This window comes from Synechocystis sp. IPPAS B-1465 (genome assembly GCF_003015225.1).
In the GTDB taxonomy this organism is placed as follows: domain Bacteria; phylum Cyanobacteriota; class Cyanobacteriia; order Cyanobacteriales; family Microcystaceae; genus Synechocystis.
Genome location: NZ_CP028094.1, coordinates 158,646 through 182,262, shown reverse-complemented (window position 1 = coordinate 182,262; position 23,617 = coordinate 158,646). Strand labels below are relative to the sequence as shown.

Sequence of the window (23,617 nt, the reverse complement as noted above, 5' to 3'; positions counted from 1 at the left end):
ACACCGAACCGAGCACAAAATATTAACTTAAACTTAATCGGTTACTCTGCCGCACTGGATTTGAGGACCTTACCCGATGGATTTGAGCTGGAGGGGGGCAGTTGGGCTTGTAGTTGTTGCCATTGTTTTAACCATACCCTTAAGTCAGCTTCCTGTTTGGGCAATTTGTCTGGCTGGCTAAGGTTGGTCAGCAAGGCCGCCATTGCTTCCCTGGCCTGGGCTGTGGGCAAGTTACCCAATCGTCTCTCTAGGGAAGGACTTTCTGCCTGGAGCAACTGTTGCACCACAAATTGGGGGCGATCGCCTTTTTCCAAGACCTGGGCGAGGGCATTGATATAGGCTTGGTTATTGTTACTGGCCAGGCTAGGGGGAGTTTGGGGTTGGCCAAAACGCCGATTCCCAAAAATAGCTAGGAGTGTCACCACCACTAAGGATTGCAGAAAAATGAGTAGTAGGGGAGTGTTTTGCAGATAGGCCCACACCGATTCCACCCCTTCCTGCTGGAGAGTTTCTGCGTCCTTATAGCCGTGTAAATATTCATCCACCCACAGGGGATTATGGCCTTCAGTTAGCAAAGATTGGAGCAGGGCAAAGTTAGCCGGTTCATCCTGAAAAGCATTAGCCGCCAAAAAGGGAGGTACTACCCAGATAATTTCTCCTTTGCCTTGCCGTTGCCGCCAAATTAAGGTGCCGTATTTGTCCGCTAATATTTTGCCTTCCTGCTGTGGCGATCTCCGTCTTCCCTGAATACTTATGGGGCCCTGGTCTGTTACTACGGTTTGGGTAAAGGGAGCATCGGTTAATTCCGCCCATCGTCCCAGGTAAACCAAACGATTACCCTGGGCTACCCATTCAGATTCGCTGGGGTTAATACTGCCACCGTCATCATAGGGAGAAAAGTTGAGGATGGACCTAGGGTTAATTTTCAGCAAAGTTGCCGGACTAGAGAGGGTCGTTAACTTGTCTCCGGGTTTGCGCCATCGTTGCACCGGAGTTCCAGCTTTTTCCATCCATTGCCACCAAGCCCCATAGCCCCCTGGAGTAGTACTATAGGTGGACCCTTGCAGATGGTCGGCCTGGCCCGGCCCAGTCCACAGCAGCGCCGCCACCGCCACCACGGCGATCGCCAGAAGAATAACCAGATTACGGCGGGATTTAAACAACATTGGCAACGGCGGATCAAGACCCACAAATCACGACATCAGAGCGTAAAACCTAGTTACTGAGGACAAAACGGTGGCCGAGGGAATTATCCACCATAGCTGGCAAAAAAATGTGGAAATTACTACCTTGTTTGGGGCGACTGTGGACAGTAATTTTGCCGCTCCAACGTTCCACTAGGCGATGGACAATGGTCAAACCAAGCCCCGCTCCCTGGGTTGCCGAGGACGTATTTTGACCCCGGAAAAAACAATCAAATAAATGGGGAATGTCCGCCATGGCAATGCCACAACCATTATCATTCACCACAATTTCCACCTGAAATCCCTGGTGATAGGCTTTAATTTGTACCTGCCCCCCAGGGTCAGTGAATTGCAGGGCATTTTCCAGCAATCTTTGCAGTATGGCTTGCAAATCCGCCCGAGAACAGGCCACTGGAGGACAGTTTTCTACCACAGTGGAATTTAAGGTGATTGATTTTTCAGCGGCAATGGGTTGGTAAATACCGATTACACTCCTAATGCAATCGGCAATGGGCACCGATTCCGGGGAGGGGGCAGTGGCATCAATTTCCAACAAGTCCTGCAAGCCAGTGATCAAATCCGTTTGGCGATCGCAGTTTTGCCTAATTAAGTCTAAATATCGCTGGCGGAGTTCCTTTTTTTGTTGAAAAGATTCCAGCAATTGTAAAGCTGTTTTCGCATTGGTCAGGGGAATACCCAATTCTCTAATTAAACTAATTCCAAAGGAGTTGGCGATCGCCGTGTAATTTGACGGCTTAGGATCATCGGCCGTACTTTTTCTAAGGGGTGGTCCCATCCCTTGCACCAATTGGTTAACCAGATCTAAATCAGCGCTGGGGGGGAGTTCTTCCGTTGCGAACAAATCCACTGGTAAATCGTCCGCCACCACCAATAATTGCTTTAGTTGACTCAAAAAATGTCCAATCAACCGGGGGGAAAAGCTTTGCAAAATATTTACCACTTTGGGGTTTTCTGGGGATTCATTCAGCAAAATTAACAGGCTGATGTCCGAACTGAGAAAACAAAAAAAACTTTCCCCGTGCCAATGGGTATCAACTTCTAAAAGCAATGGACTGATAGTTGTTTTTAGGTTCAGTCCCAATCCCGCCACCGGCCCCGGTTCCCCCCCGGAACGACACCAATATAAATGGCTCAATAACCCCGTTTGACTATAGTCGGCGATCGCCTTTTGCCAGGGGGATTGCCCATTAAACTTAGCCCAAACACGGCACTGAATCTGGTTATCCGCCAAAATCAGACAAATACTTTTAAACCAACTAAGTGCCGCCCCCGTTCCCAACGTGTGCAGGGCATGGGGGGCCTGCCCCTGAACAAATCTGAACATGGATGGTGATCGCTCCAATTTTTTGTGGCCATGGCCTTGGGAGAACCTAACCTAATTATGGCCACTGGGGGGATTTTTAAATCGGTTTTGGGCTTCTTGGAAAGCATTTCGCATCACCGCTTGGATCTTTTGGGGATCTGGTTTTTTCCCCCCCATCAAATCGCCAAAATAGACGCAGGCTCCCTCCCCCAAAGACCAGGTATAGGCTGCCGCCCAGGATGCCGCCACCACGGAACCAAATCCCGGCACAAATTTGATCAGTTCTCGCCCCACTGCTTGTGCCAAAAATCCCCCCGCAATGGCACTGACCACTCCCCCTGCCTGGGAAGGGGTTAACACTTGGCCGTACAGTTTGCCCAGCAGTCCCACCAAGGAAACTTGGAGCGCCGTCAACACTGGCATCGTTGCAAAGGGGAGAGGCACTGCGGCCAGGGTTGCCGCCATGATAGAAAAGGCCAAAATATACCGGCGGGCCACATCCCGGTAAATGTTCCCCAGTCGTTTACCCGTTTCCCCATCCAAAAGTTGATGGAGGGTTTGAGCTTCTGCTTTAGGTAATCTCTCCGCCAGGCGATCGCGCAGGGTCGTTAGACCATAGAACTCAGGGTTATAGCCATCTTCTTCCCTGGTAAAATCCACCATCACGGCTCCGTCAACCCAGGGAGCAAAATTGCTGGTAATGGCCGCAAAAGCCCGTTCTATTTCTGGTTGGTCGGGGGGATAAGGCGGATGGTCATCCCTTGGGTGGGGATAAATTTCATGGAGACAGGTCACCACCAACAGGCAGGGAATTTGCGGATAGGCAGTTTTTAAATCCTGAATAATTTGCTGGAGAGTGTCGGTGGCAAAATCGGTAATTTTGACCGTGAGCAGTAAAATTTTCGTCGCTGGATTAACTTCCCCCGGGGCCGCCAACTCCACCTTGAGCTCCTCGATTAGGGATTGGGTGTCGTGGCCCAAATCTCCTAAGCCAACGGTGTCGGTGAAAACTAATAGGGGAAGTTCGGGGGAAGGATAGGCATAGCGGGCCGTATTTTGGGTATGGGGCTGGAAACCCTGGCCGACAATGGCGGCGGAGGCCCCAGTTAATCCCCGCACCAGGGAGCTTTTCCCGGATTGGGGTTTACCGATCAGTAGGGCTTCCGTGGTGGGTAATTCCCGGCGCAATTGGGTCAAGATGTCGGCAATTTCGGCTTCATCCACCCAGAGGCGGTCCAGAAGCTTTTTTTTCCAATATTTCAGGGGAAGGAGATTTTGGAAATGCTGACGAGTACTTTGCCACCAGGTATGGATTGGCCAAGTTTGCTCTGATTGTTCGGACGGGGCTAGGGAGGGATTGGGATGGGTAATAATTTCCTGGTCAATTTCGTCTGGATTTTTGGCTTCGTTGACCTCGGGCTGGGGAGAATTGGGGGGAAGAACCATAGCCGCTGGGAAAAAACGCTGGACGGGATAGGGGCAACTGGTAGGCCTTGGATAATGATCAGAATCAGCCACCTAGGTGATCTTGGCAATTTTCTTTGGCGATCGCCAGGGGGATTGCCGTCCTTGTTGGGGGTCTAGGCAAAAAACAAAAAACTAAGAATCCGTTGCGACAGCGTGATATGATCGCTTCTGGCTTAGGGTAGGTGGTCCTTGATTACCAAGGAAGACCGTTGCCCAAACTCCATTTCTCACCTTGCTAGTAGTCAGAGTGTGACACCGCCAACTCCATCGTCCGAGGGTCAAAATTTTCCTAGTGCTCCTGCCCCGAAGCTTATGGAAGCGGAAACGGTAGTGGATAACGGAATGGCTGACTTTTACCGGTTGCAACGGCAGTTGTTGACCTGGACCCTGGTAGCTACGGCGATAATTTTTGTCTGTGTTGTCTGGGTCTATTCCCTCAATATAGCTTTAAATTATTTGCTCGGAGCACTGGTGGGGCTGGTATATCTCAAGCTATTGGCAAAAGATGTGGAAAGGATCGGAGCCCAGTCTGGGCGGGCTGGGGTGAAAGGCTTAGCAGTTTTTGTTGGGCTCATCATCATTGCCACCCAAAGGGAAAACCTCGAGGTTTTGCCTATTTTTCTGGGATTCCTAACCTATAAAGCTGCGATCATTTTCTATATGCTGCAAAGCGTGTTTACGCCCGCAGCGGATTAGACGATGAGAGGTTGAAGAAAGGTCTGGGCTATGGACTGGCTTGGCCCCAGGACAGTACCTCCTAGTTTATGCAAGGGAGCCTCTCCTGGTTGCTCAGGTTTGTTGAGGGCCAACAGCTTTCCTCTTTACCCCGTCAATCTCACCGAATAACAATGTTAGCTGGTTTGAGTGTTTTAAATTTGTTTCCTCTAGCTGCCCTGGAAGTGGGTCAGCAGTGGTATTGGGAAATTGGGAACCTCAAATTACACGGGCAAACATTTGCAACCTCTTGGTTTGTCATTTTATTGCTGGTAATTGCTTCCCTCGCGGCTACGCGAAATGTGCAACGGGTTCCCAGCGGCATCCAAAACCTCATGGAATACGTGCTGGAGTTCCTCCGGGATCTGGCACGGAACCAATTGGGGGAAAAGGAATACCGTCCTTGGCTACCGTTTATCGGCACATTGTTTCTGTTTATTTTTGTATCTAACTGGTCCGGGGCCCTCTTGCCTTGGAAGCTAATTCACATCCCCGACGGAGCTGAATTGGCAGCCCCCACCAATGATATCAATACAACTGTTGCCCTGGCGTTGCTTACCTCCTTGGCCTACTTCTATGCAGGTCTCCGTAAGAAGGGGTTGGGCTATTTCGCCAACTACGTGCAACCCATTCCCGTTCTCTTACCCATCAAGATTTTAGAAGACTTCACGAAGCCCCTTTCCCTGAGCTTCCGTTTATTTGGTAACATCCTTGCGGACGAGTTGGTGGTGGCAGTGCTTGTACTGCTGGTCCCTTTACTTGTACCTTTACCCCTGATGGCATTGGGATTGTTCACCAGTGCAATCCAGGCCTTGGTGTTTGCCACTTTAGCCGGAGCCTATATCCATGAGGCGATCGAGTCTGAAGGTGAAGAGCATTAGCCCTCCGGTGTAAGATATCTGCGGCCATGGTGGTTTGACCCCTTGCGGTTGATCTCTCCTAACCGATGCTTACCTTGGCCAATGCTCACCCCAGGAGTTGCCCTTTTCCCAGAGATGTTTTGAATCTGGCGAAAGTTCACTCCAAAAATCCTAAACTTTACTGTCGTTTTGTTAGCTAAAAGGAAAAAATTATGGATTCTACCGTTGCTGCTGCTTCTGTCATTGCCGCTGCCCTTGCTGTTGGTTTAGGGGCGATCGGCCCTGGTATTGGTCAAGGTAACGCCTCTGGTCAAGCCGTTTCTGGTATTGCTCGCCAGCCTGAAGCTGAAGGAAAAATTCGGGGTACCTTGCTGTTGACCCTGGCTTTTATGGAATCCTTAACAATTTACGGTCTGGTTATTGCCCTCGTATTGTTGTTCGCCAACCCCTTTGCGTAAGGAAGGATTCGTAGCCCGAGACGTGAGTTGATCGCGTCTCCTCCCCCCGCCAATCCGCTATGCGTTGGGTTTGTGGGGATTATTCCGCTAATCCCTGACCTAGTTTTTGTAAAACAATGTTTGATTTTGATGCCACCCTGCCCCTGATGGCATTGCAGTTCGTGGTTCTCGCGTTCCTGCTCAATGCTATTTTCTACAAGCCAATGAATAAGGTTTTGGATGAGCGGGCTGATTACATTCGCACCAATGAAGAGGATGCCCGGGAGCGGTTAGCCAAGGCCAAGGCGATTACCCAGGAGTATGAGCAACAGATTACCGATGCCCGTCGGCAGTCCCAAGCTGTGATCGCTGATGCCCAAGCTGAAGCTAGGCGCTTGGCGGCGGAAAAGATTGCGGAGGCCCAACGGGAATCCCAACGGCAAAAGGAAACGGCGGCGCAAGAAATTGAGGCCCAACGGCAGTCGGCTCTGAGTTCTTTAGAACAGGAGGTGGCGGCCCTGAGTAATCAGATTTTGCACAAATTGTTAGGCCCTGAATTGATTAAATAAGTGCCCTATAGATCTAGTTGCCATTATGCTTAATACCTTGTTCATCCTAGCGGCCGAAGCCCATGAGGCGGGGGAAGGGGGGTTTGGAATCAATTTAGATTTTCTGGAAGCCAACCTCTTTAACCTGGCCATTTTGCTGGGAATTATTATTTACTATGCGCCGAAAACCTTGGGTAAAATCCTTGGCGATCGCCGCCAAAAAATTGCTGATGCCATTGAAGAAGCGGAAACTCGCCAACGTAAATCTGCTCAGATTTTAGCGGAGGAAGAGAAAAAGCTAGCCCAAGCCAAAGCCGAAGCGGCCCGCATTGTCCAAGAAGCTGGGCAACGGGCAGAGGTGGCTAAACAAGAAATTGCGACCCAGACGGAAGCGGATCTGCGGCGGATGCAGGAAGCAGCGGCCCAGGATTTGGGAGCTGAGCAGGAACGGGTGATTGCTGAACTCAAGCGTCGTATTGCCGAACAGGCTGTGGCCAAGGCTGAAGCTGACCTGCGCGATCGCCTGAATGAAGACACCCAGGATCGGTTAATCGAACGCAGTATTGCCCAATTGGGAGGTCGCTAATGAAAGGTTCCTTATACAGTAGTAAGATTGCTGAACCCTACGCCCAGGCGTTGATAGGATTGGCCCAACAGCAGAATTTAACTGAAGTTTTCGGGGACAACTTGCGCTCTCTGTTGACCCTGCTCCAAGATTCTCCCGATCTGTCGGCGGTGCTTTCTAGCCCCGTAGTCAAGGACGAAGATAAAAAATCCGTGCTCCGCTCCGTGCTGGGGGACGGGGGCAATGGCTATCTTCTCAACTTCTTAATGTTGTTGGTGGATAAACGCCGGATTGTTTTCCTCGAAGCCATTTGTGAGCAGTACCTCGCCCTGTTGCGGCAGTTCACCAATACGGTCTTGGCAGAGGTCACCTCCGCCCTCAAACTCACCGATGCCCAAAAGGATCAGGTGAAGGAAAGAGTTAAGCAACTCACCGGGGCCCAGGCGGTGGAACTAGAAACCAAAGTAGACGGCGACATCCTCGGTGGCATTGTCATCAAAGTGGGTTCCCAGGTGTTTGATTCCAGTTTACGGGGTCAACTCCGCCGGGTGGGTTTAAGTCTTGGGACCGCCCTCTAGCAGTTAATTTAGTCGCCTAGCGACCCTTTATATTCACTTTTTCAACGGAAAATTAAGACTATGGTAAGCATTAGACCCGACGAAATTAGCAGTATTATCCGCCAACAGATTGAGTCCTACGACCAAAGCGTCCAGGTTTCCAATGTGGGAACGGTGCTCCAGGTGGGGGACGGTACGGCTCGGATCTATGGGCTGGAACAGGTAATGTCCCAGGAGTTACTGGAATTTGAAGATGGCACCATCGGCATTGCCCTAAACCTAGAGGAGGACAATGTTGGGGCGGTATTGATGGGGGATGGTTTTGGTATCCAAGAGGGCAGTACCGTTAAAACCACTGGTCAGATTGCCCAAATTCCCATTGGGGATGCCATGGTGGGCCGGGTGGTGGATTCCCTCGGTCGTCCCATCGACGGTAAAGGCCCCATCAGTTCCACCGCTACCCGTTTGTTGGAATCCCCGGCCCCTGGAATTATTGAACGGAAGTCCGTTTGTGAACCTATGCAAACCGGCATCACCGCCATTGATGCCATGATTCCCATTGGTCGGGGTCAGCGGGAGTTGATCATTGGGGACCGTAAGACCGGTAAAACGGCAATCGCCATTGACACCATCATTAACCAGAAGTCCGAAGACGTAATTTGTGTTTACGTGGCGATCGGTCAAAAAGCTTCCACCGTCGCTCAAATCATTGACACCCTGACGGAAAAAGGTGCCATGGCCTATACCATTGTGGTGGCCGCCAACGCCAACGACCCCGCCACTCTGCAATATTTGGCCCCCTACACCGGTGCCACCTTGGCGGAACACTTTATGTATCAAGGCAAGAGCACCTTGGTAATCTATGACGATTTGTCCAAGCAAGCCCAGGCTTACCGTCAGATGTCCCTGTTGATGCGTCGTCCCCCCGGTCGGGAAGCTTACCCCGGTGATGTGTTCTACATCCACTCCCGTTTGTTGGAGCGGGCCGCCAAATTGAGTGATGCCCTCGGCGGTGGTAGCATGACCGCCCTACCGGTGATTGAAACCCAGGCTGGAGACGTATCTGCCTACATTCCCACCAACGTAATTTCCATTACCGATGGTCAAATTTTCCTTTCCACTGACCTTTTCAACGCTGGCTTCCGTCCTGCTATTAACGCTGGTATTTCAGTGAGCCGGGTTGGTTCCGCCGCCCAAACCAAAGCCATGAAAAAAGTGGCTGGTAAATTGAAACTGGAACTAGCTCAGTTTGCTGAGTTGGAAGCCTTCTCCCAGTTTGCCTCTGATTTGGATGCCGCCACCCAAGCCCAATTGGCCCGGGGTCAACGGTTGCGTCAATTGTTGAAGCAACCAGAAAATTCCCCCTTGTCCGTGTGGGAACAGGTGGCCATTAGCTATGCCGGTTTAAATGGTTACATCGACACCATTCCTGTGGACAAAGTGACTGAATTTGCCCAGGGTCTGCGGGATTACCTCAAGGCCAACAAAGCCAAGTACGTAGAAATTATCAATAGCTCCAAAGCTTTGACCGACGAAGCAGAAACTTTGTTGAAAGAAGGGATCAAAGAATTCACCCAAGGTTTTGCCGCCTAATCAATGCCCAAGTCGGTGAGTTGGGGAAAGGGCTAGGGCTAAGCTCTACTTTTCCCCGCCCCTGGTTTTAGGGACTCATATTTAGGCTCCAGAACATTAAAAAAGATAAATTTAACGGGTGTAACGTCCTATGCCTAACCTTAAAGCGATTCGTGACCGGATTCAGTCGGTCAAAAATACAAAAAAAATTACTGAAGCGATGCGTCTGGTGGCGGCCGCTAAGGTGCGCCGTGCCCAGGAACAGGTGCTTTCTACCCGTCCGTTTGCCGATGCTTTAGCCCAGGTCCTTTATAACCTACAAAATCGTCTTTCCTTTGCGGAAACCGAATTACCTTTGTTTGAACAGCGGGAACCTAAAGCGGTAGCCCTTCTGGTGGTCACCGGCGATCGGGGTTTGTGCGGTGGTTATAACGTCAACGCAATTAAGCGGGCTGAGCAACGGGCCAAGGAATTAAAAAACCAAGGCATTGCCGTCAAGCTGGTACTGGTGGGCAGTAAAGCCAAGCAATATTTTGGCCGGCGGGACTATGATGTAGCCGCCAGCTATGCCAATTTGGAGCAAATTCCCAATGCATCCGAAGCGGCTCAGATTGCCGATTCCCTAGTGGCTCTATTCGTATCTGAAACGGTGGATCGGGTGGAATTAATTTACACTCGGTTTGTCTCCCTAATTAGCTCCCAACCTGTTGTACAAACCCTGTTCCCCCTCTCTCCCCAAGGATTGGAAGCCCCTGATGACGAGATTTTTCGCCTGATTACCAGGGGTGGCAAATTCCAAGTGGAACGGGAAAAAGTGGAAGCTCCGGTGGAAAGTTTTCCTCAAGATATGATTTTTGAACAGGATCCAGTGCAAATTCTGGAAGCGCTGTTGCCCCTGTACAACACCAACCAGTTATTGCGGGCTTTGCAGGAATCCGCCGCCAGTGAGTTGGCGGCTCGAATGACAGCCATGAGTAATGCCAGTGACAACGCTGGACAGTTGATCGGGACTTTGACCCTGTCCTATAACAAAGCCCGGCAGGCGGCCATTACCCAAGAATTGTTGGAAGTGGTAGCAGGGGCTAATTCCCTCTAACCCATTTAGTGATCTTTTCGTTGCACTCCTGCTTGAACTAGCGGGAGTTTTTTACTTCAGGGCCTTCATGCCTCTCTAACGCTTCGGACATACTGATATTAAGATTCAGGTGACAATTCTTTGTTGAGATTTGACCAAGCGCCGATCGCCTGTTGGTGAATCAACTGCCAGGGTTGGCCGGTGGCTTTAGCAAGGGCGGCACAGTCGGCAAATTCTGGGTGGGCATTGAGAATAATTTTTTTACCGGCTTGATAACCGTAGGCTACTTTTATGCGGATGGGACCATGGGGAATAACTACGGTTTGCCATTCCCGCTCTAGGGCGTAGCGTTGTTGTTGGCGCACCCGCACACCAAGGCTAGTGGTTTCCCGGAACAGTAAATTGAGGCAGTGATTTTGATTTTCTGGCGCACAGAGGACAGTGAGTAAAATGCCAGGGCGGGATTTTTTCATGGCGATCGCCTGGGTAAAAACATCGATCGCCCCTTGGTGTAGCAAACTTTCCAGCAGATAACCCACTGCCTGGGGTTGGATGTCATCCAATTGGGTTTCTAGTACAGTGATGGTTTCCAGTTGACCAAAGGGAGCTTCCGAAGATAGGGGGTGATTGTGGGGCGTAATTTCTGTTCCGATCCAGAGCCGGAGAATATTGGCCAATGGGAAGTCTTTACTCCCTGCGCCCAGCCCGACTTTGTGCAGATTCAATGGGGGTTTAGGGCCAAATTGGCTAGCTAGGGTAACGGCGATCGCCGCTCCGGTGGGAGTAACCAATTCCCCCGTCAAACCATTGTCGTAAACTGGTACTTGGCGAGTTTGCCAAAGTTTTAATACCGCCGGGACTGGAACCGGTAAATCCCCATGGGCGGCCCGCACCGTACCACTGCCCGTGGGCAAAGCAGACCAGTAACATTGATCGATCCCTAGATAATCCAGCCCCAAACAGGTACCCACAATGTCCACAATGGCATCGGTGGCCCCTACTTCATGGAAATGTACTGCCTCTGGCTCAATGCCGTGGACTTCCCCTTCGGCGATCGCCAGTTGATGGAAAATGGCCAAACTCCAGCGACTGACCCGAGCAGGTAAATTAGCCTGTTTGATTAACTGTTCTATTTCTGGTAGATGACGCATTCCATGGTGACCAGGGCCGTGGGAGTGGTGGTCATTAAGGAGTTTTACTTCTACCTTGGTGGCGGCCTGACCTTGTTTTTGCACCAGACCCGCCGTCAAGCGATATTCATCTGTTAAACCCAACGGAGCCAGTTTCTCCATCAGGTATTCTAGGGGAACCCCCGCCGACACCAAAGCCCCCAGGCACATATCACCAGAAATCCCTGTGGGACAGTCAAAATAGGCAATCAAACCCATAAAAAATGGCCACCTTTTATAATCTTCACCCCGAAACCCCCCAACAACGCACTGTGGAAATGATTTGCAAAAGTCTCCGCCAGGGGGCAATTATGCTTTACCCCACCGACACGGTCTATGCCATCGGTTGTGACCTCAACGATAAAAATGCCGTTCAACGGGTTAGACAACTGAAGCAACTCTCCAATAATAAACCGTTAACGTTTTTGTGTTCGTCCCTGTCTAACATTGCGGAATATGCAGTGGTGGCGGACGATGCCTATCGACTCATGCGTAAGTTAATACCTGGACCCTATACTTTTCTTCTTCCGGCCACCAAGCAAGTGCCCAAGCTAGTGGTGGAGCCGAAGCGAAAAACCACCGGCATAAGGGTGCCCGATCGCCCTATTTGCCAAGAAATTCTGCAAAGCCTGGGCAATCCGATCATCTCCACCTCTGCCCATTTGCCGGATCAAGATGAGTTTGTTATGGCGGAAAAGGCGAAACTGTTTGACCTATTTGACAAATTGGTGGACATCATCATTGACGATGACCGGGAGCCGGGCTATCAAACTTCCAGCATTATTGATTTCACCGACAAAGAACCCAAAGTGGTGCGGGAAGGGCTGGGTTGGGAAACCCTGCGAGATTTGTTTTAGTGCGGAATTTGATTAAAGTTGACTGGGCTCCAATAACCCTATGCCCAGGTCTTTGGCCGGCGGCAGCCCCAGGCTATGGCGATGTTGGCGCAACACACTAATAGCCCGCTGATACTGCGGATCAATCTCCGTGGCCATTAATTCTGGGTCGTTACGAAACTGTAGCTTGGTATCGTTGGAAATATCCAAATGAATGTCGGGACTGATGCCTTTTCGATTAATGTCGGTGCCACTGGGGGGATAGTAACGAGCAATGGTAACCGCCAAACCGGAGCCGTCGGACAAAGTGTTAACCGATTGCACCGTACCTTTCCCATAGGTAGCAGTACCCACCACCGTGGCCCTTCCCTGTTCTTTCAATGCCCCGGCCAAAATTTCACTGGCACTGGCGGACCGCTCATTAACCAACACCACTAAGGGTAAATCCGTGAGACTTCTGCCGTTGGCTGAAAAATGGCGATCGCCTCCCCGCCGGTCAATAGTACTGACGATTTCCCCCCGGTTGAGCCACAGACGGGCAATGTCAATGCTGGAAAGTAACAAGCCCCCTGGGTTACCCCGTAGGTCTAGCACATAGCCGCTAATGCGACTTTTATTGAGTTCCGTAATGGCCTTTTCCATCTGCTCAGCGGAATGGGAGCTAAATTCATCCAGGCGGATGTAGCCCACCCGTAATTCCCCTTCTTCCTTGACGTTATAGGTCACAGAATCAATTTCGATATTTTCTCGTTTGAGGGTGACACTGAAAACACCGCTTTTGGGGCGGGAAAGTTGCAGGCTCAATTCGGTGCCAATCTCCCCTTGAATTGCCTCTGTGGCTTGCTCCAAGGACATCAAAGCCGCCGGTTGGCCATTGATGCGCACAATGCGATCGCCAGGGCGAATGCCTGCTTTCAAAGCCGGGGTGCCCCGCATCACATCCACCACCACCAAATCACTACTACGTTTATCCATCAACACCCGGATTCCTACCCCGGAAGCTTCCCCTGATGTTTGACTGCTGAGGATGGCAAATTCCTCCGGAGACAGAAAACGGGTATAGGGGTCATTCAAATCCTTCAATATGCGCCCAATTTGTCGGTAAGCCTCAGCATTATCCTGGTAATTGCGCCCTAATAATTCCTGGCGTTTGGACAACCAGTTGGAATGGTTAAAGTCCTTATCAACAAATTGCTGATTGACTAACTGCCATACCTCATCCACCACTGCCTTGGGACTATTTTCCAGGAGGGTAACGTTATCGGATACACCACTATCTTTGTCCTTGGGAGTCGCCAACGTAGGACTATCGGGGTTGATCACGTTGGGAGCGCTGAGGGCGGGCCTGAGGGCAGTGCCCAAACCCAAACCGAAGACTAAAGCGGCAACCAAAGGACGAAGACAAAGCAAATGGGGACTCATGGAAGGCAGGGTAGGTCAAAGGGAGGCAGACAAATAGTCAAGTCCGATGCAATGGGCCACTGGCATGGCGGAGGGCAAAATTCCTTCCCAAAAACGGGGGACTAAACCATTTAAGCCCAATCCTAGCAAGAAAAATCTAGTTCGTGGGCAAGATGGAGCCACCAAAAAAGGCATCTTCCATTCACTGGCCTCAATGGGCTCCGCCGATATTAACCCAAGCCATAGAGCCCTCTCGATAGATTAAGTTGACTGATTAATTAAAACTTTAGTTATAAGAAAAACTAATTTTTTTATTTAGATATTGACATTTTACAGAATCCAGTATCCACAGCACCATAGAAGTCAGCAGCGAACTTGCTTGAAAAACCACAAAGTTTTCTATGGTTACCCTAATTGATTCTCCAACCTCTGCTGCTGTCCAGCCCCGCTTAACACTCCAAACCGCGGACATTGCAGCCCACACCACAGCGATTCGTTGCCTTGACTGGGATCGGGATCGCTTTGATATTGAGTTTGAGTTACGCCATGGCACAACCTACAACTCATTTTTAATCCGAGGGGAAAAAACGGCCCTCATCGACACGTCCCATCGCAAGTTTGAGGCCGTCTACTTGCAACTGTTGCAGGATCTAGTTGATCTCAGAAGTCTCGACTATTTGATCGTCAATCATACAGAACCAGACCACAGTGGACTGATTCCAGACCTCTTAGAACTGGCCCCCCAGGTGACGGTGGTGGGCTCCAAGGTGGCCATCCAATTCTTGGAAAAGCTCGTACACCGACCTTTTGAGTCACAGATTGTCAAAAGTGGCCACAGCCTGGATTTGGGCCAGGGCCATGAGTTGCAATTTATTTCAGCGCCCAATTTGCATTGGCCCGACACAATTTTGACCTATGACTCGGGTACCCAGGTACTCTATACCTGCGATGTTTTTGGCATGCACTATTGCGATGATTCCCTTTTCGATGAAACGCCAGAACGACTCGAACCTGATTTCCAATACTATTACAATTGCTTGATGGGCTCCAATGCCCGCTCGGTGTTGATGGCATTAAAACGCATTGCACCGCTGCAGGTTGTTCTAGTGGCAACGGGCCATGGGCCGCTATTGCAACATCACATTTCCCATTGGCTTGGACAGTACGATGCCTGGAGTCAAAACCAGGTCAAAGCTGAAACCTTTGTGGCCCTATTTTATGTAGATGGGTATGGGGTGAGCGATCGCCTGGTGCAGACCATTGCCGATGGCATCAGTAAAACCGGTGTGGCCATTGAACTAGTCGATCTAAGTGTGGCGGATACCCACGAGGTTCGTACCCTGGCCCAATGTGCGGCAGGCCTGGTGGTTGGTATGCCTCCCCAATCTTCCACTTCAACCACCCTAGACCCTTTGTTGGGCACCATTTTAGCGGCGGTACATCCCAAACAAGTTATCGGCCTGTTTGAAAGCGGGGGAGGACAGGATGAGCCCATTTACCCCCTCCGCAATCGCTTCCAGGAATTGGGTTTGCAAGAAGCCTTTGAGCCAATTTTGCTCAAGACCGAACCAACGGCCGCCACGGATCAGCTTTGCCGTGAAGCGGGTACCGATCTGGGCCAGTACCTCACCCAGAAACAATCCCAGCAGGCAAATACAGACCTTGATCCAGAACTCAATCAGGCGATCGGTCGCCTCAGCACTGGACTGTATATTTTAACCGCTCAAAAGGGAGATGTGCGGAGTGCCATGTTAGCTTCCTGGGTGATTCAAGGCAGCTTTGAACCCCTGGGCATTGTCATTGCAGTGGCCAAAGACCGGGCGATCGAATCATTACTCCATCCCGGCGATACTTTCGTGCTCAATGTGCTGGAAGAGGACAACTATCAAAGCCTCATGCGCCATTTCCTCCTCCGTTTTCCCCCAGGGGCAGACCGCTTTGCCGGAGTTAACACCTATCCTGCCCAGAACGGTTCTCCGATCCTGTTGGAAACCCTAGCTTATCTGGAATGTGAGGTTACCTCCCGTCTTGATGGCAATGACCATTGGTTGGTCTACAGCACCATACAAACTGGACGAGTCGCCAAATTGAATGCCCTAACCGCCACTCACCACCGCAAACTGGGCAACCACTACTAAGTTCACCTTCTACCTGGGATTTTCTCATGCAACTCCTCTCAACCAATGTGGATTCGGACGCAAAGCCTACTCTCCTATATTTCAGTCGTGCCGTGGTGGTGCGTCTACTGGAAACGGTGCAGGACTTTATTGTGATTTCCCTTTGCGTCGGCCTGTTCAGTTTTATGGTGATGCAGTTGCGGGAAATGTTTGTCTCCCTTTTTCCTCCCCTGGATTTTCCCCGGGTCACCGCCGACATTTTATTTCTGCTGATTTTAGTGGAACTGTTTCGATTGCTGATTATTTATCTGCAGGAACACCGGGTTTCCATCGGAGTTGCAGTGGAAGTCTCAATTGTTTCGGTTCTAAGAGAAATTATTGTCCGGGGCGTTCTGGAAGTGCCTTGGGAGCAAGTGCTGGCAGCTTGTTCATTTCTGCTCATTCTGGGTGTTTTGCTCGTAGTGCGGGTTTGGTTACCCCCCACGTTTGAAGGGGTCGATCCTGAACGGGAAATCTCCCGCCGCCATCAAATTCGTCAGTCTGGTAAGGAGTCCCCATCAATTTGATTATCTTGACCATCCCCGCTCCCTCTTGTCTTTATTCGAGGTTAAATCCATGATTTCTCCAATTGGTGGTCTTTCCCAAGCTTTGCATAGTCCGTCAGATTCAATTTTCGTTGCTTCCCTGCCTCGGGATATTCAGGTTGCGGAAATTGCCCCTCAAACCAAAGTGTTACGGTCTCGCCTCTGGGATCGACTTAAATTTGAGGTGGAATATGGTCGCCGTCGGGGCACTACTTCTAATTCCTATCTGATTCAGGCCGACCATACGGCATTGATTGATCCTCCGGGAGAGTCATTTTGTGATTTGTATCTAGCGGAATTACCCAAATATTTGGATTTAGCCCAGCTTGACTACATTGTTGCAAGCCATGTTAATCCCAATCGCATGGTTACCCTGGAGCAATTACTGCGTCGGGCAACCAAGGCCAAGCTTATTTGTTCTCGTCCTGCGGCGAAGGTGCTTAAAGCCACCTTTCCCCATTGGGAAGAAAGATTCCAGACCGTGCGGTCCCAGGACATGCTGGATTTGGGCCGGGGCCATAAGCTCCAGTTGATGACCTTGCCTACCCCCCGCTGGCCTGACGGTTTATGTGCCTACGATGCAGGTAGCCAGATTCTTTTTAGTGACAAGTTGTTTGGCACGCATGTTTGTGGCGATGCCATTTTTGATGAGGACTGGCGACAATTAGGCGGCGATCGCCGTTTTTACTTTGATTGTTTGCATGCTCCCCAAACTAGACAGGTCGAAACAGCACTGGATCAGTTTGATCCGTTAACGCTGAAAATGATTGCCCCTGGCCATGGCCCCTTGGTTCGTTTTAGCCTTAGTCGTCTGTACAGTGATTATCGCCAATGGTGTCAACAACAACCTAGCCAGACCCTCAAAGTAGCATTGATCTATGCTTCCGCCTATGGCAATACAGCAACCATGGCCCGGGCGATCGCCCAAGGATTAGTCAAGGCCGGTGTTGCCGTCGAAACAATTAACTGTGAAATCGCAGAACCAAACGAAATTGTCGAAGCAATTCAGGCCTGTGATGGTTTTATTGTCGGTTCTCCTACCCTGGGGAGCCATGCCCCCGTTCAAATCCAAACGGCATTAGGGATTGTTTTATCTTCCGCAACCAAAACTAAATTGGCCGGAGTCTTTGGTTCCTATGGCTGGAGCGGTGAAGCTATTGATTTGATTGAAAATAAGCTAAAAGATGGCGGCTATCGCTTCGGCTTTGAGGCCATCCGCATCCAATTCAGTCCCAATCTCGATGCCCTAGATGTTTGCACAACCTCTGGCGCAAATTTCGCGCGGCAACTCCGTACCCACAAGCGTCAGAGGATTGCCCGTCAAGCCACTACCGAAACCCAGGCTGACCGCACTCAGCAGGCAGTGGGACGTATTATCGGCTCCATTGGTGTGGTTACAACCCAAACAACTGGCCGCCATCAAGGGATTTTGACCTCCTGGGTTTCCCAAGCCAGCTTCACTCCCCCTGGCATTATGCTCGCAATTCCGGGCGAATTTGATGCCTACGGTTTGGCCGGACAAAATAAGGCTTTTGTGCTCAATCTTCTGCAGGAAGGTAGGAGTGTACGGCGTCATTTTGATCACCAGCCCCTGCCGAAAGATGGGGATAATCCCTTCAGCAGATTGGAACATTATTCAACCCAGAATGGCTGTCTGATTCTAGCGGAGGCGCTGGCTTATCTTGAATGCCTCGTCCAATCTTGGTCGAATATAGGCGATCATGTCCTGGTTTATGCAACAGTTCAGGCCGGACAAGTGTTACAACCCAACGGCATCACTGCCATACGACACCGCAAATCGGGGGGACAATATTAGGCGCTGTCATGGTTGTGATCAACTCGCTAGCAGTTTCTAACCTTGAGTTTCCATCTCGGACTTCTTTACGCTTCTAATGATGGCGATCGCCGTCTTGGCTATGGCAGACATCAGGGTGGGAAGTGAGAACAGCTTTAAACTGAGCAAAACGGTGTTTCTGTTTATGGTCATAGGTTAGCAATTCCTAAATCCCCCAATGCCATGCTGACGTCAGTTTTGGGGATATAGTCCGCCCCTGTGCCAAGTTCCTCCCGAAAGCCCATTACCATACCCAGCTAATTGCCATGGGGGGCGATAGATTTGTCATTGGGCAGAAGGAAAAAGCTAAACTGGAGGGCAATTTGATCATCTTCACTATCATTGGGGAATCTCCATGTGTGGCATCGTTGGTTACATCGGCACCCAAACGGCAGTAAATATCCTCATTGAAGGGCTAGAACGCTTAGAATACAGAGGTTATGACTCCGCCGGCATTGCTACGGTCACCGAAGGAAAAATTGAGTCGGTGCGGGCTAAGGGCAAACTATTTAACCTCAAGGAAAAGCTAGAAAACCACAGCAACTTTTCCCGCCTGGGCATTGGACATACCCGTTGGGCCACCCACGGTAAACCGGAGGAGCATAACGCCCACCCCCACTTGGATAACCAGCAACGCATCGCCGTTGTGCAGAATGGCATCATCGAAAATTATCAAACCCTGAGGGATCAGTTAAAGGAAAAGGGTTACCAGTTTTATTCGGAGACGGATACCGAGGTCATTCCGATTTTGATTGCCGACATCCTTAAGGATTTGCCCAGTGATGATCCAGACGAAGCTCTACTGGAAGCCATTGGCAAGGCCGTACATCAGCTAGAGGGAGCCTTTGCGATCGCCGTTTTAGATGCCCATTGTCCAGAGCAACTAATTGTGGCCCGACAGCAAGCACCCTTAATTCTGGGCTTTGGCCAGGGGGAATTCTTTTGTGCGTCCGATGTGACAGCCTTAGTGCACCACACCACCACAGTACTTTCTTTGGAGAATGGAGAAATTGCCAGGTTAACGCCCCTGGGGGTAGAAGTTTACGACTTTAACCTGAAAAGGGTGAGAAAATTACCCCGCACCCTCGATTGGAGCGCCACCACCGTTGAAAAACAGGGCTTTCGGCACTTTATGCTCAAGGAAATCTACGAGCAACCAGCCGTTGTCCGCACTTGTTTAGCAACTTATCTCAATGAACAATGGCGGGCCGCCGACCATCCTAGCCATAGTCCCGTATTCCTGGGTTTAGACCCCCAGTTGACCAAAAATCTCCAACATATTCAAGTTCTGGCCTGTGGTACTAGTTGGCATGCGGGTCTGGTGGGGAAATATTTACTAGAGCAATTGGCCGGCATTCCCACCACAGTGCATTACGCTTCGGAATTTCGCTATGCGGCCCCTCCCCTGACGCCCCACACCCTCACCATTGGCGTGACTCAGTCGGGGGAAACGGCGGATACTTTGGCCGCCCTGGAAATGGAAAAACAACGGCGCTTAACTTTGGAAGACGACTATAAACCCCTGATTTTGGGCATTACCAACCGTCCGGAAAGTACCTTGGCTACCATGGTTAATGAGATTATTAATACCCACGCTGGCATTGAAATTGGGGTGGCCGCCACCAAAACCTTTGTGGCCCAAGTGTTGGCCTTTTATTTTCTCGCCCTGGACATTGCCTTTCAGCGACACAGCCTGAGCTTGGAAGCCATAGAACACATCATGGTTGGTCTGCGACAATTACCCGCCCAAATTGAAACCATTTTGGAACAACAGGGTAGTGCTATTGAAGCCCTAGCCCATGAATTTGCCGAAACCCAAGACTTTATTTTCCTTGGTCGGGGCATCAATTTTCCCATTGCGCTGGAGGGAGCTTTAAAACTCAAGGAAATTAGTTATATCCATGCAGAAGGTTACCCCGCCGGGGAAATGAAACACGGCCCCATTGCCCTCCTGGATGCCAAAGTCCCAGTGGTGGCGATCGCCATGCCGGGTTCAGTGCATGACAAGGTAATTTCTAATGCCCAGGAAGCCAAAGCCAGGGATGCCAGGCTCATCGGGGTTACTCCCATGGACGACAGCCAGGCCCGTTCTGTGTTCGATGATTTATTGTTAGTGCCCCACGTGGAGGAAATGCTTTCCCCTATTGTGGCAGTGATTCCCCTGCAACTTTTGTCCTACCATATTGCCGCCCGCCGGGGGTTAGACGTGGATCAACCCCGTAATTTGGCTAAGTCCGTCACCGTGGAGTAGTTGGCCCCTGGGTTGTTGCAGGTCAATAACAGCAGCCTGCTGTCCCCAAAAAGCTGTGGAACAATAACAGGTAAAGCAATTTATTCTCGCCGGTAACTCGGTGTAGCAAGTTTAAAACATCCCCTATGACAAGCAAAAAATTCTCCTGGCCAAAAACTATCATTGCCCTACTTTTAACCCTAGGTTTATGGCTAGGATTGGCAGACTTACCCACCTATGCCCTGGGGGGTATCCAACCAGAGTTGGATCAACCTGCGCCCCTGTTCACCCTGCCCAGCACCACCGGAGAAGGGGAAGTTAATTTGACAGATTACCGGGGTCAATGGGTGGTTTTATATTTCTATCCCCAGGACTTTACCCCCGGTTGTACCTTGGAGGCCCAGCGTTTCCAGCGGGATTTGACCAAATATCAAGCTCTCAATGCCCAGGTAATTGGGGTAAGTGTGGACGACTTAGACTCCCATGAAGCTTTTTGTGATGCGGAAGGGCTTAAGTTTCCCCTGCTGGCGGACTCCGACGGGGCAGTAATCAAGACCTATGGCTCTTGGCTCAGTGGCATGGCCCTACGACACACCTACGTCATCGATCCCGAGGGTATTTTGCGGGAAAGATTTCTGGGAGTGAGACCCGCCACCCACAGTGAAGAAGTTTTGGCCCGGTTGGCAGAATTACAAGCCTAATTGCCAGTGTTACGGCATTTTCAAAAACTTTACAATTCAAACTTGGGCTTAGTCAGGGTTGTTTGGCGGTCTTGGCAGGCAAGATAAACTGCTTCTAGCAAAACTTCGGGGGGATTATCGGCCGAGGGAGCGGTGAGACGCAGACGTTCTTGTACCTGTTTGGCTAACCTTTTCTCCGCCTGTTGCCTGGCCTTGGGTAGTAAATCTCCCCGTCGGAGTAAATAATCCCGGATCACTAACCAATGGTCTGCTGTAATTCTTTCTAAACCAGGGCATTGTGCTAACTCAGCGGCGAGAATCTTCGCTTGCTCCGGTTGTTGCAGTTTTAGGCGATCGCCTCTTTGATCCCGACTTTCCCGAATCACTAAAGTCCCCGCCAGTAAATCTCCAATGCGTTTTTCCCGCCGGCCAAAAATGATTAATAAAGCGCCGATGTAAAGAAAATCATCAATGGGGCGGAACAGAGCTCTTAAACTAGCTTCCTGTAAGCCAACGGGGCGGCCATCTCCCCGAATTACCCGAATTTTAGCCCTGCGTTTACCGGGGGTTTGACCCTGCCAGAGGGTTTCAAAAAAGACAAAATAACCCACATAAACCGCAAAAATGAGGAAAATTTGGATAGCGGTGAGCCAGAGTTGCCATTCCCCGGAGGCGTAGAGGGAAAGGTTATAGGCCAACACCGCCCAAATAATTAGCAAAATTAAAACAACGCTTCCCAGACAGACATAGTCGATCAGCACCGCATAGAGACGATTGCCGATGCCCGCCAAAGTAAATTCCAATTCTACGCTTTCGGGGGTTTCCACCTGATAATGGTTAAACAGGGCCATGGTTTCTAGCTTTGGGGGAGAAAAAAGGGGATAGAGACAATGATGGTTCCAGGGGAGATTAGCTCGGGCGTTTTGTCCCTGAGGCAAGCTTTAAAATTTTGCCCGATCGCCGTAAGATAAAGGCTGGCAAAGCTTGTTTTTATTGGCGTATTTAACAAAAGACTATGGACATTTTGACATTAGGTTGGGTAAGCGTGTTAGTTCTGTTCACCTGGTCCATCAGCATGGTGGTATGGGGTCGGAACGGCTTCTAGGATTAAACCTGGATTTCCCGTTGTTTAAGAGTCTTTGATACCGTGGAAGCAACTCCTACTCCTGTCCTCAACACCCTTTTTTTAGCGGCCCTGGTGATGCTAGTGCTTGTTAGTGGTGGCATTCTCTACCTCACCACCCTGGAATGGCGCGATCGCCGTCGGCAGGATCGGGATAAAAAAATGGGTCGCTAGTTTTTTGAGTAGTTGAAAAGTTTACGGACGCGGGGGAATTTTGCCCTCTTGTGCCACCACCCCTGTGATAACTTATGGGTCTTTCCCGTTTACCGGTGATTGGGTTATTTATTACCCTGGTCACCATAGCTTTTTTGCTGGTTGCCAACTTTGACCAAAATCCAGTCCCGGTTAATCTGGCCAAGGATGCCCCCACCCAAAGCTCCTCTCCTGGGTTGGTTATTGTGGCGGCGGGAGATATTGCCTGTGCCCCCGAAGATCCCGGCTTTAATAACAGTTTAGGTACAGCAGACCGTTGCCAGATGGCCGCCACAGCTAATTTGGTTGCTAGCGCTAATCCTGATCTAGTTTTACCGCTAGGGGATAACCAGTACGAACGGGGAGAATTGGCTAATTACCAAGCTTCCTATCAACCCACCTGGGGAAAATTCGATGCCATCAGCCGCCCTGTGCCAGGTAACCATGAATATTACGGCCCCGGCAAAGATGCGGCGGACTACTTTGATTATTTTGGCCAACTAGCCGGCGATCGCCAAAAGGGCTATTACAGCTACGACCAGGGGGACTGGCATTTTATTGCCCTCAATTCCAACTGCCAATACATTGGCGGTTGCGAAATGGGATCGGCCCAACAGGAATGGCTCAGGCAAGATTTAGCCGAAAACAACAAAGTCTGTACCCTAGCCTATTGGCACCACCCCCTTTATTCCTCTGGTGTGCACGGTAACCAAAAGCAAATGGCGGACCTATGGCAGACCCTCTACGATGGCGGTGCGGAATTGGTGCTATCGGGGCACGACCACCTGTACGAAAGATTTGCCCCCCAAAATGCCCAGGGTGAATTGGATAGGGAAAAGGGGCTGAGGCAATTTGTCATTGGCACCGGCGGCAAAAGTCTTTATCCTTTCAAAACCGTGCGCCCCAACAGTGAAGTTCAGGCAATGGGAGTTTATGGAGTGCTGAAAATGGAACTCCAATCCAACAGCTACCGCTGGCAATTCCTAACCGCCAACACCGACGAATTCAATGAACAGGGGAAGGATTTATGTCATTAAAGGGGGCAATCATGCCATTACTGGGGCCCTTTGCCATGGCCCAAAACCAGGAAAATACTAATAAATTCCATCACCCATTCTAATTCTCCTTTGCGGCAAACCTGCGCTAAG

The 23,617-nt window shown here is 50.4% G+C and carries 23 protein-coding genes; 17 read left to right on the top strand and 6 right to left on the bottom strand.

The genetic code is table 11. The annotated features are described in order from the left end of the window. Positions 1–41 precede the first annotated feature (41 nt). The 3 genes from C7I86_RS00865 to C7I86_RS00855 are packed head-to-tail and all read right to left on the bottom strand — an operon-like array spanning position 42 to position 4,026. Positions 42–1,166, bottom strand: a complete 1,125-nt coding sequence (locus C7I86_RS00865) for a DUF4350 domain-containing protein (protein WP_020861377.1) — start codon at positions 1,164–1,166, stop codon at positions 42–44. 49 nt (positions 1,167–1,215) lie between these two features. Beyond that, entirely contained in the window at positions 1,216–2,529 is a 1,314-nt protein-coding gene (locus C7I86_RS00860; RefSeq protein WP_010871373.1) for a sensor histidine kinase KdpD, read from the bottom strand. A gap of 51 nt (positions 2,530–2,580) precedes the next feature. Further along, positions 2,581–4,026: a YcjF family protein gene (locus C7I86_RS00855; protein ID WP_010871372.1), complete on the bottom strand. Its 1,446-nt coding sequence runs from the start codon at positions 4,024–4,026 to the stop codon at positions 2,581–2,583. Positions 4,027–4,164: 138 nt separating this feature from the next. Here C7I86_RS00855 and C7I86_RS00850 point away from each other — a divergent pair, with 138 nt between their 5' ends. The 8 genes from C7I86_RS00850 (at position 4,165) to C7I86_RS00815 (ending at position 10,324) form a co-directional block, all read left to right on the top strand. Next, complete coding sequence (locus C7I86_RS00850) at positions 4,165–4,671, top strand: ATP synthase subunit I (protein ID WP_199303437.1); 507 nt, start codon at positions 4,165–4,167, stop codon at positions 4,669–4,671. A 68-nt stretch (positions 4,672–4,739) separates the two neighbouring features. Continuing rightward, complete coding sequence (atpB, locus tag C7I86_RS00845) at positions 4,740–5,570, top strand: F0F1 ATP synthase subunit A (protein WP_010871370.1); 831 nt, start codon at positions 4,740–4,742, stop codon at positions 5,568–5,570. A 191-nt stretch (positions 5,571–5,761) separates the two neighbouring features. Beyond that, positions 5,762–6,007 carry an ATP synthase F0 subunit C gene (atpE, locus tag C7I86_RS00840; protein WP_010871369.1) on the top strand — a complete coding sequence of 82 codons (246 nt, stop codon included), beginning with the start codon at positions 5,762–5,764 and terminating at the stop codon, positions 6,005–6,007. A 116-nt stretch (positions 6,008–6,123) separates the two neighbouring features. Continuing rightward, positions 6,124–6,555 carry a F0F1 ATP synthase subunit B' gene (locus tag C7I86_RS00835; RefSeq protein ID WP_010871368.1) on the top strand — a complete coding sequence of 144 codons (432 nt, stop codon included), beginning with the start codon at positions 6,124–6,126 and terminating at the stop codon, positions 6,553–6,555. Between the two features lie 25 nt (positions 6,556–6,580). Beyond that, positions 6,581–7,120, top strand: a complete 540-nt coding sequence (locus C7I86_RS00830; protein ID WP_010871367.1) for a F0F1 ATP synthase subunit B — start codon at positions 6,581–6,583, stop codon at positions 7,118–7,120. After that, complete coding sequence (atpH, locus tag C7I86_RS00825) at positions 7,120–7,677, top strand: ATP synthase F1 subunit delta (RefSeq protein WP_010871366.1); 558 nt, start codon at positions 7,120–7,122, stop codon at positions 7,675–7,677. Before C7I86_RS00830 ends, atpH begins: the two co-directional genes overlap by 1 nt. Positions 7,678–7,737: 60 nt before the next feature. Further along, on the top strand, positions 7,738–9,249 hold the full coding sequence (atpA, locus tag C7I86_RS00820; RefSeq protein WP_010871365.1) for a F0F1 ATP synthase subunit alpha: 1,512 nt from the start codon (positions 7,738–7,740) through the stop codon (positions 9,247–9,249). A gap of 130 nt (positions 9,250–9,379) precedes the next feature. Next, a complete protein-coding gene (locus C7I86_RS00815) occupies positions 9,380–10,324 on the top strand; it encodes a F0F1 ATP synthase subunit gamma (protein ID WP_010871364.1) in 945 nt (314 codons plus the stop codon). Positions 10,325–10,422: 98 nt separating this feature from the next. Here C7I86_RS00815 and larC read toward each other — a convergent pair whose 3' ends face one another. Continuing rightward, positions 10,423–11,691 carry a nickel pincer cofactor biosynthesis protein LarC gene (gene larC / locus C7I86_RS00810; protein WP_010871363.1) on the bottom strand — a complete coding sequence of 423 codons (1,269 nt, stop codon included), beginning with the start codon at positions 11,689–11,691 and terminating at the stop codon, positions 10,423–10,425. A 5-nt stretch (positions 11,692–11,696) separates the two neighbouring features. Between larC and C7I86_RS00805 the strand changes: the two genes are divergently transcribed. Beyond that, positions 11,697–12,329, top strand: coding sequence for an L-threonylcarbamoyladenylate synthase (locus tag C7I86_RS00805; RefSeq protein WP_010871362.1), 633 nt, complete (start codon positions 11,697–11,699; stop codon positions 12,327–12,329). Positions 12,330–12,341: 12 nt separating this feature from the next. Here the strand turns inward: C7I86_RS00805 and ctpB are convergent, their stop codons facing one another. Then, positions 12,342–13,730, bottom strand: coding sequence for a carboxyl-terminal processing protease CtpB (gene ctpB / locus C7I86_RS00800; protein WP_010871361.1), 1,389 nt, complete (start codon positions 13,728–13,730; stop codon positions 12,342–12,344). A gap of 380 nt (positions 13,731–14,110) precedes the next feature. Between ctpB and C7I86_RS00790 the strand changes: the two genes are divergently transcribed. The 5 genes from C7I86_RS00790 (at position 14,111) to C7I86_RS00770 (ending at position 21,175) form a co-directional block, all read left to right on the top strand. Beyond that, positions 14,111–15,847, top strand: coding sequence for a diflavin flavoprotein (locus tag C7I86_RS00790; RefSeq protein ID WP_010871360.1), 1,737 nt, complete (start codon positions 14,111–14,113; stop codon positions 15,845–15,847). A 26-nt stretch (positions 15,848–15,873) separates the two neighbouring features. Then, positions 15,874–16,392: a phosphate-starvation-inducible PsiE family protein gene (locus C7I86_RS00785; protein ID WP_010871359.1), complete on the top strand. Its 519-nt coding sequence runs from the start codon at positions 15,874–15,876 to the stop codon at positions 16,390–16,392. Positions 16,393–16,441: 49 nt separating this feature from the next. Continuing rightward, positions 16,442–18,226: a diflavin flavoprotein gene (locus tag C7I86_RS00780; RefSeq protein ID WP_010871358.1), complete on the top strand. Its 1,785-nt coding sequence runs from the start codon at positions 16,442–16,444 to the stop codon at positions 18,224–18,226. A gap of 373 nt (positions 18,227–18,599) precedes the next feature. Continuing rightward, complete coding sequence (glmS, locus tag C7I86_RS00775; RefSeq protein WP_010871357.1) at positions 18,600–20,495, top strand: glutamine--fructose-6-phosphate transaminase (isomerizing); 1,896 nt, start codon at positions 18,600–18,602, stop codon at positions 20,493–20,495. A 125-nt stretch (positions 20,496–20,620) separates the two neighbouring features. Next, entirely contained in the window at positions 20,621–21,175 is a 555-nt protein-coding gene (locus C7I86_RS00770) for a peroxiredoxin (RefSeq protein ID WP_010871356.1), read from the top strand. A 29-nt stretch (positions 21,176–21,204) separates the two neighbouring features. Here C7I86_RS00770 and C7I86_RS00765 read toward each other — a convergent pair whose 3' ends face one another. Further along, positions 21,205–22,005, bottom strand: coding sequence for an RDD family protein (locus C7I86_RS00765; RefSeq protein WP_010871355.1), 801 nt, complete (start codon positions 22,003–22,005; stop codon positions 21,205–21,207). Between the two features lie 164 nt (positions 22,006–22,169). Here C7I86_RS00765 and petN point away from each other — a divergent pair, with 164 nt between their 5' ends. The 3 genes from petN (at position 22,170) to C7I86_RS00755 (ending at position 23,506) form a co-directional block, all read left to right on the top strand. Next, positions 22,170–22,259, top strand: coding sequence for a cytochrome b6-f complex subunit PetN (petN, locus tag C7I86_RS00760; protein WP_010871354.1), 90 nt, complete (start codon positions 22,170–22,172; stop codon positions 22,257–22,259). Positions 22,260–22,301: 42 nt separating this feature from the next. After that, positions 22,302–22,451, top strand: a complete 150-nt coding sequence (locus C7I86_RS18880) for a hypothetical protein (protein WP_010871353.1) — start codon at positions 22,302–22,304, stop codon at positions 22,449–22,451. A gap of 74 nt (positions 22,452–22,525) precedes the next feature. Further along, positions 22,526–23,506: a metallophosphoesterase gene (locus C7I86_RS00755; protein ID WP_010871352.1), complete on the top strand. Its 981-nt coding sequence runs from the start codon at positions 22,526–22,528 to the stop codon at positions 23,504–23,506. The last annotated feature ends 111 nt before the right edge of the window (positions 23,507–23,617 follow it).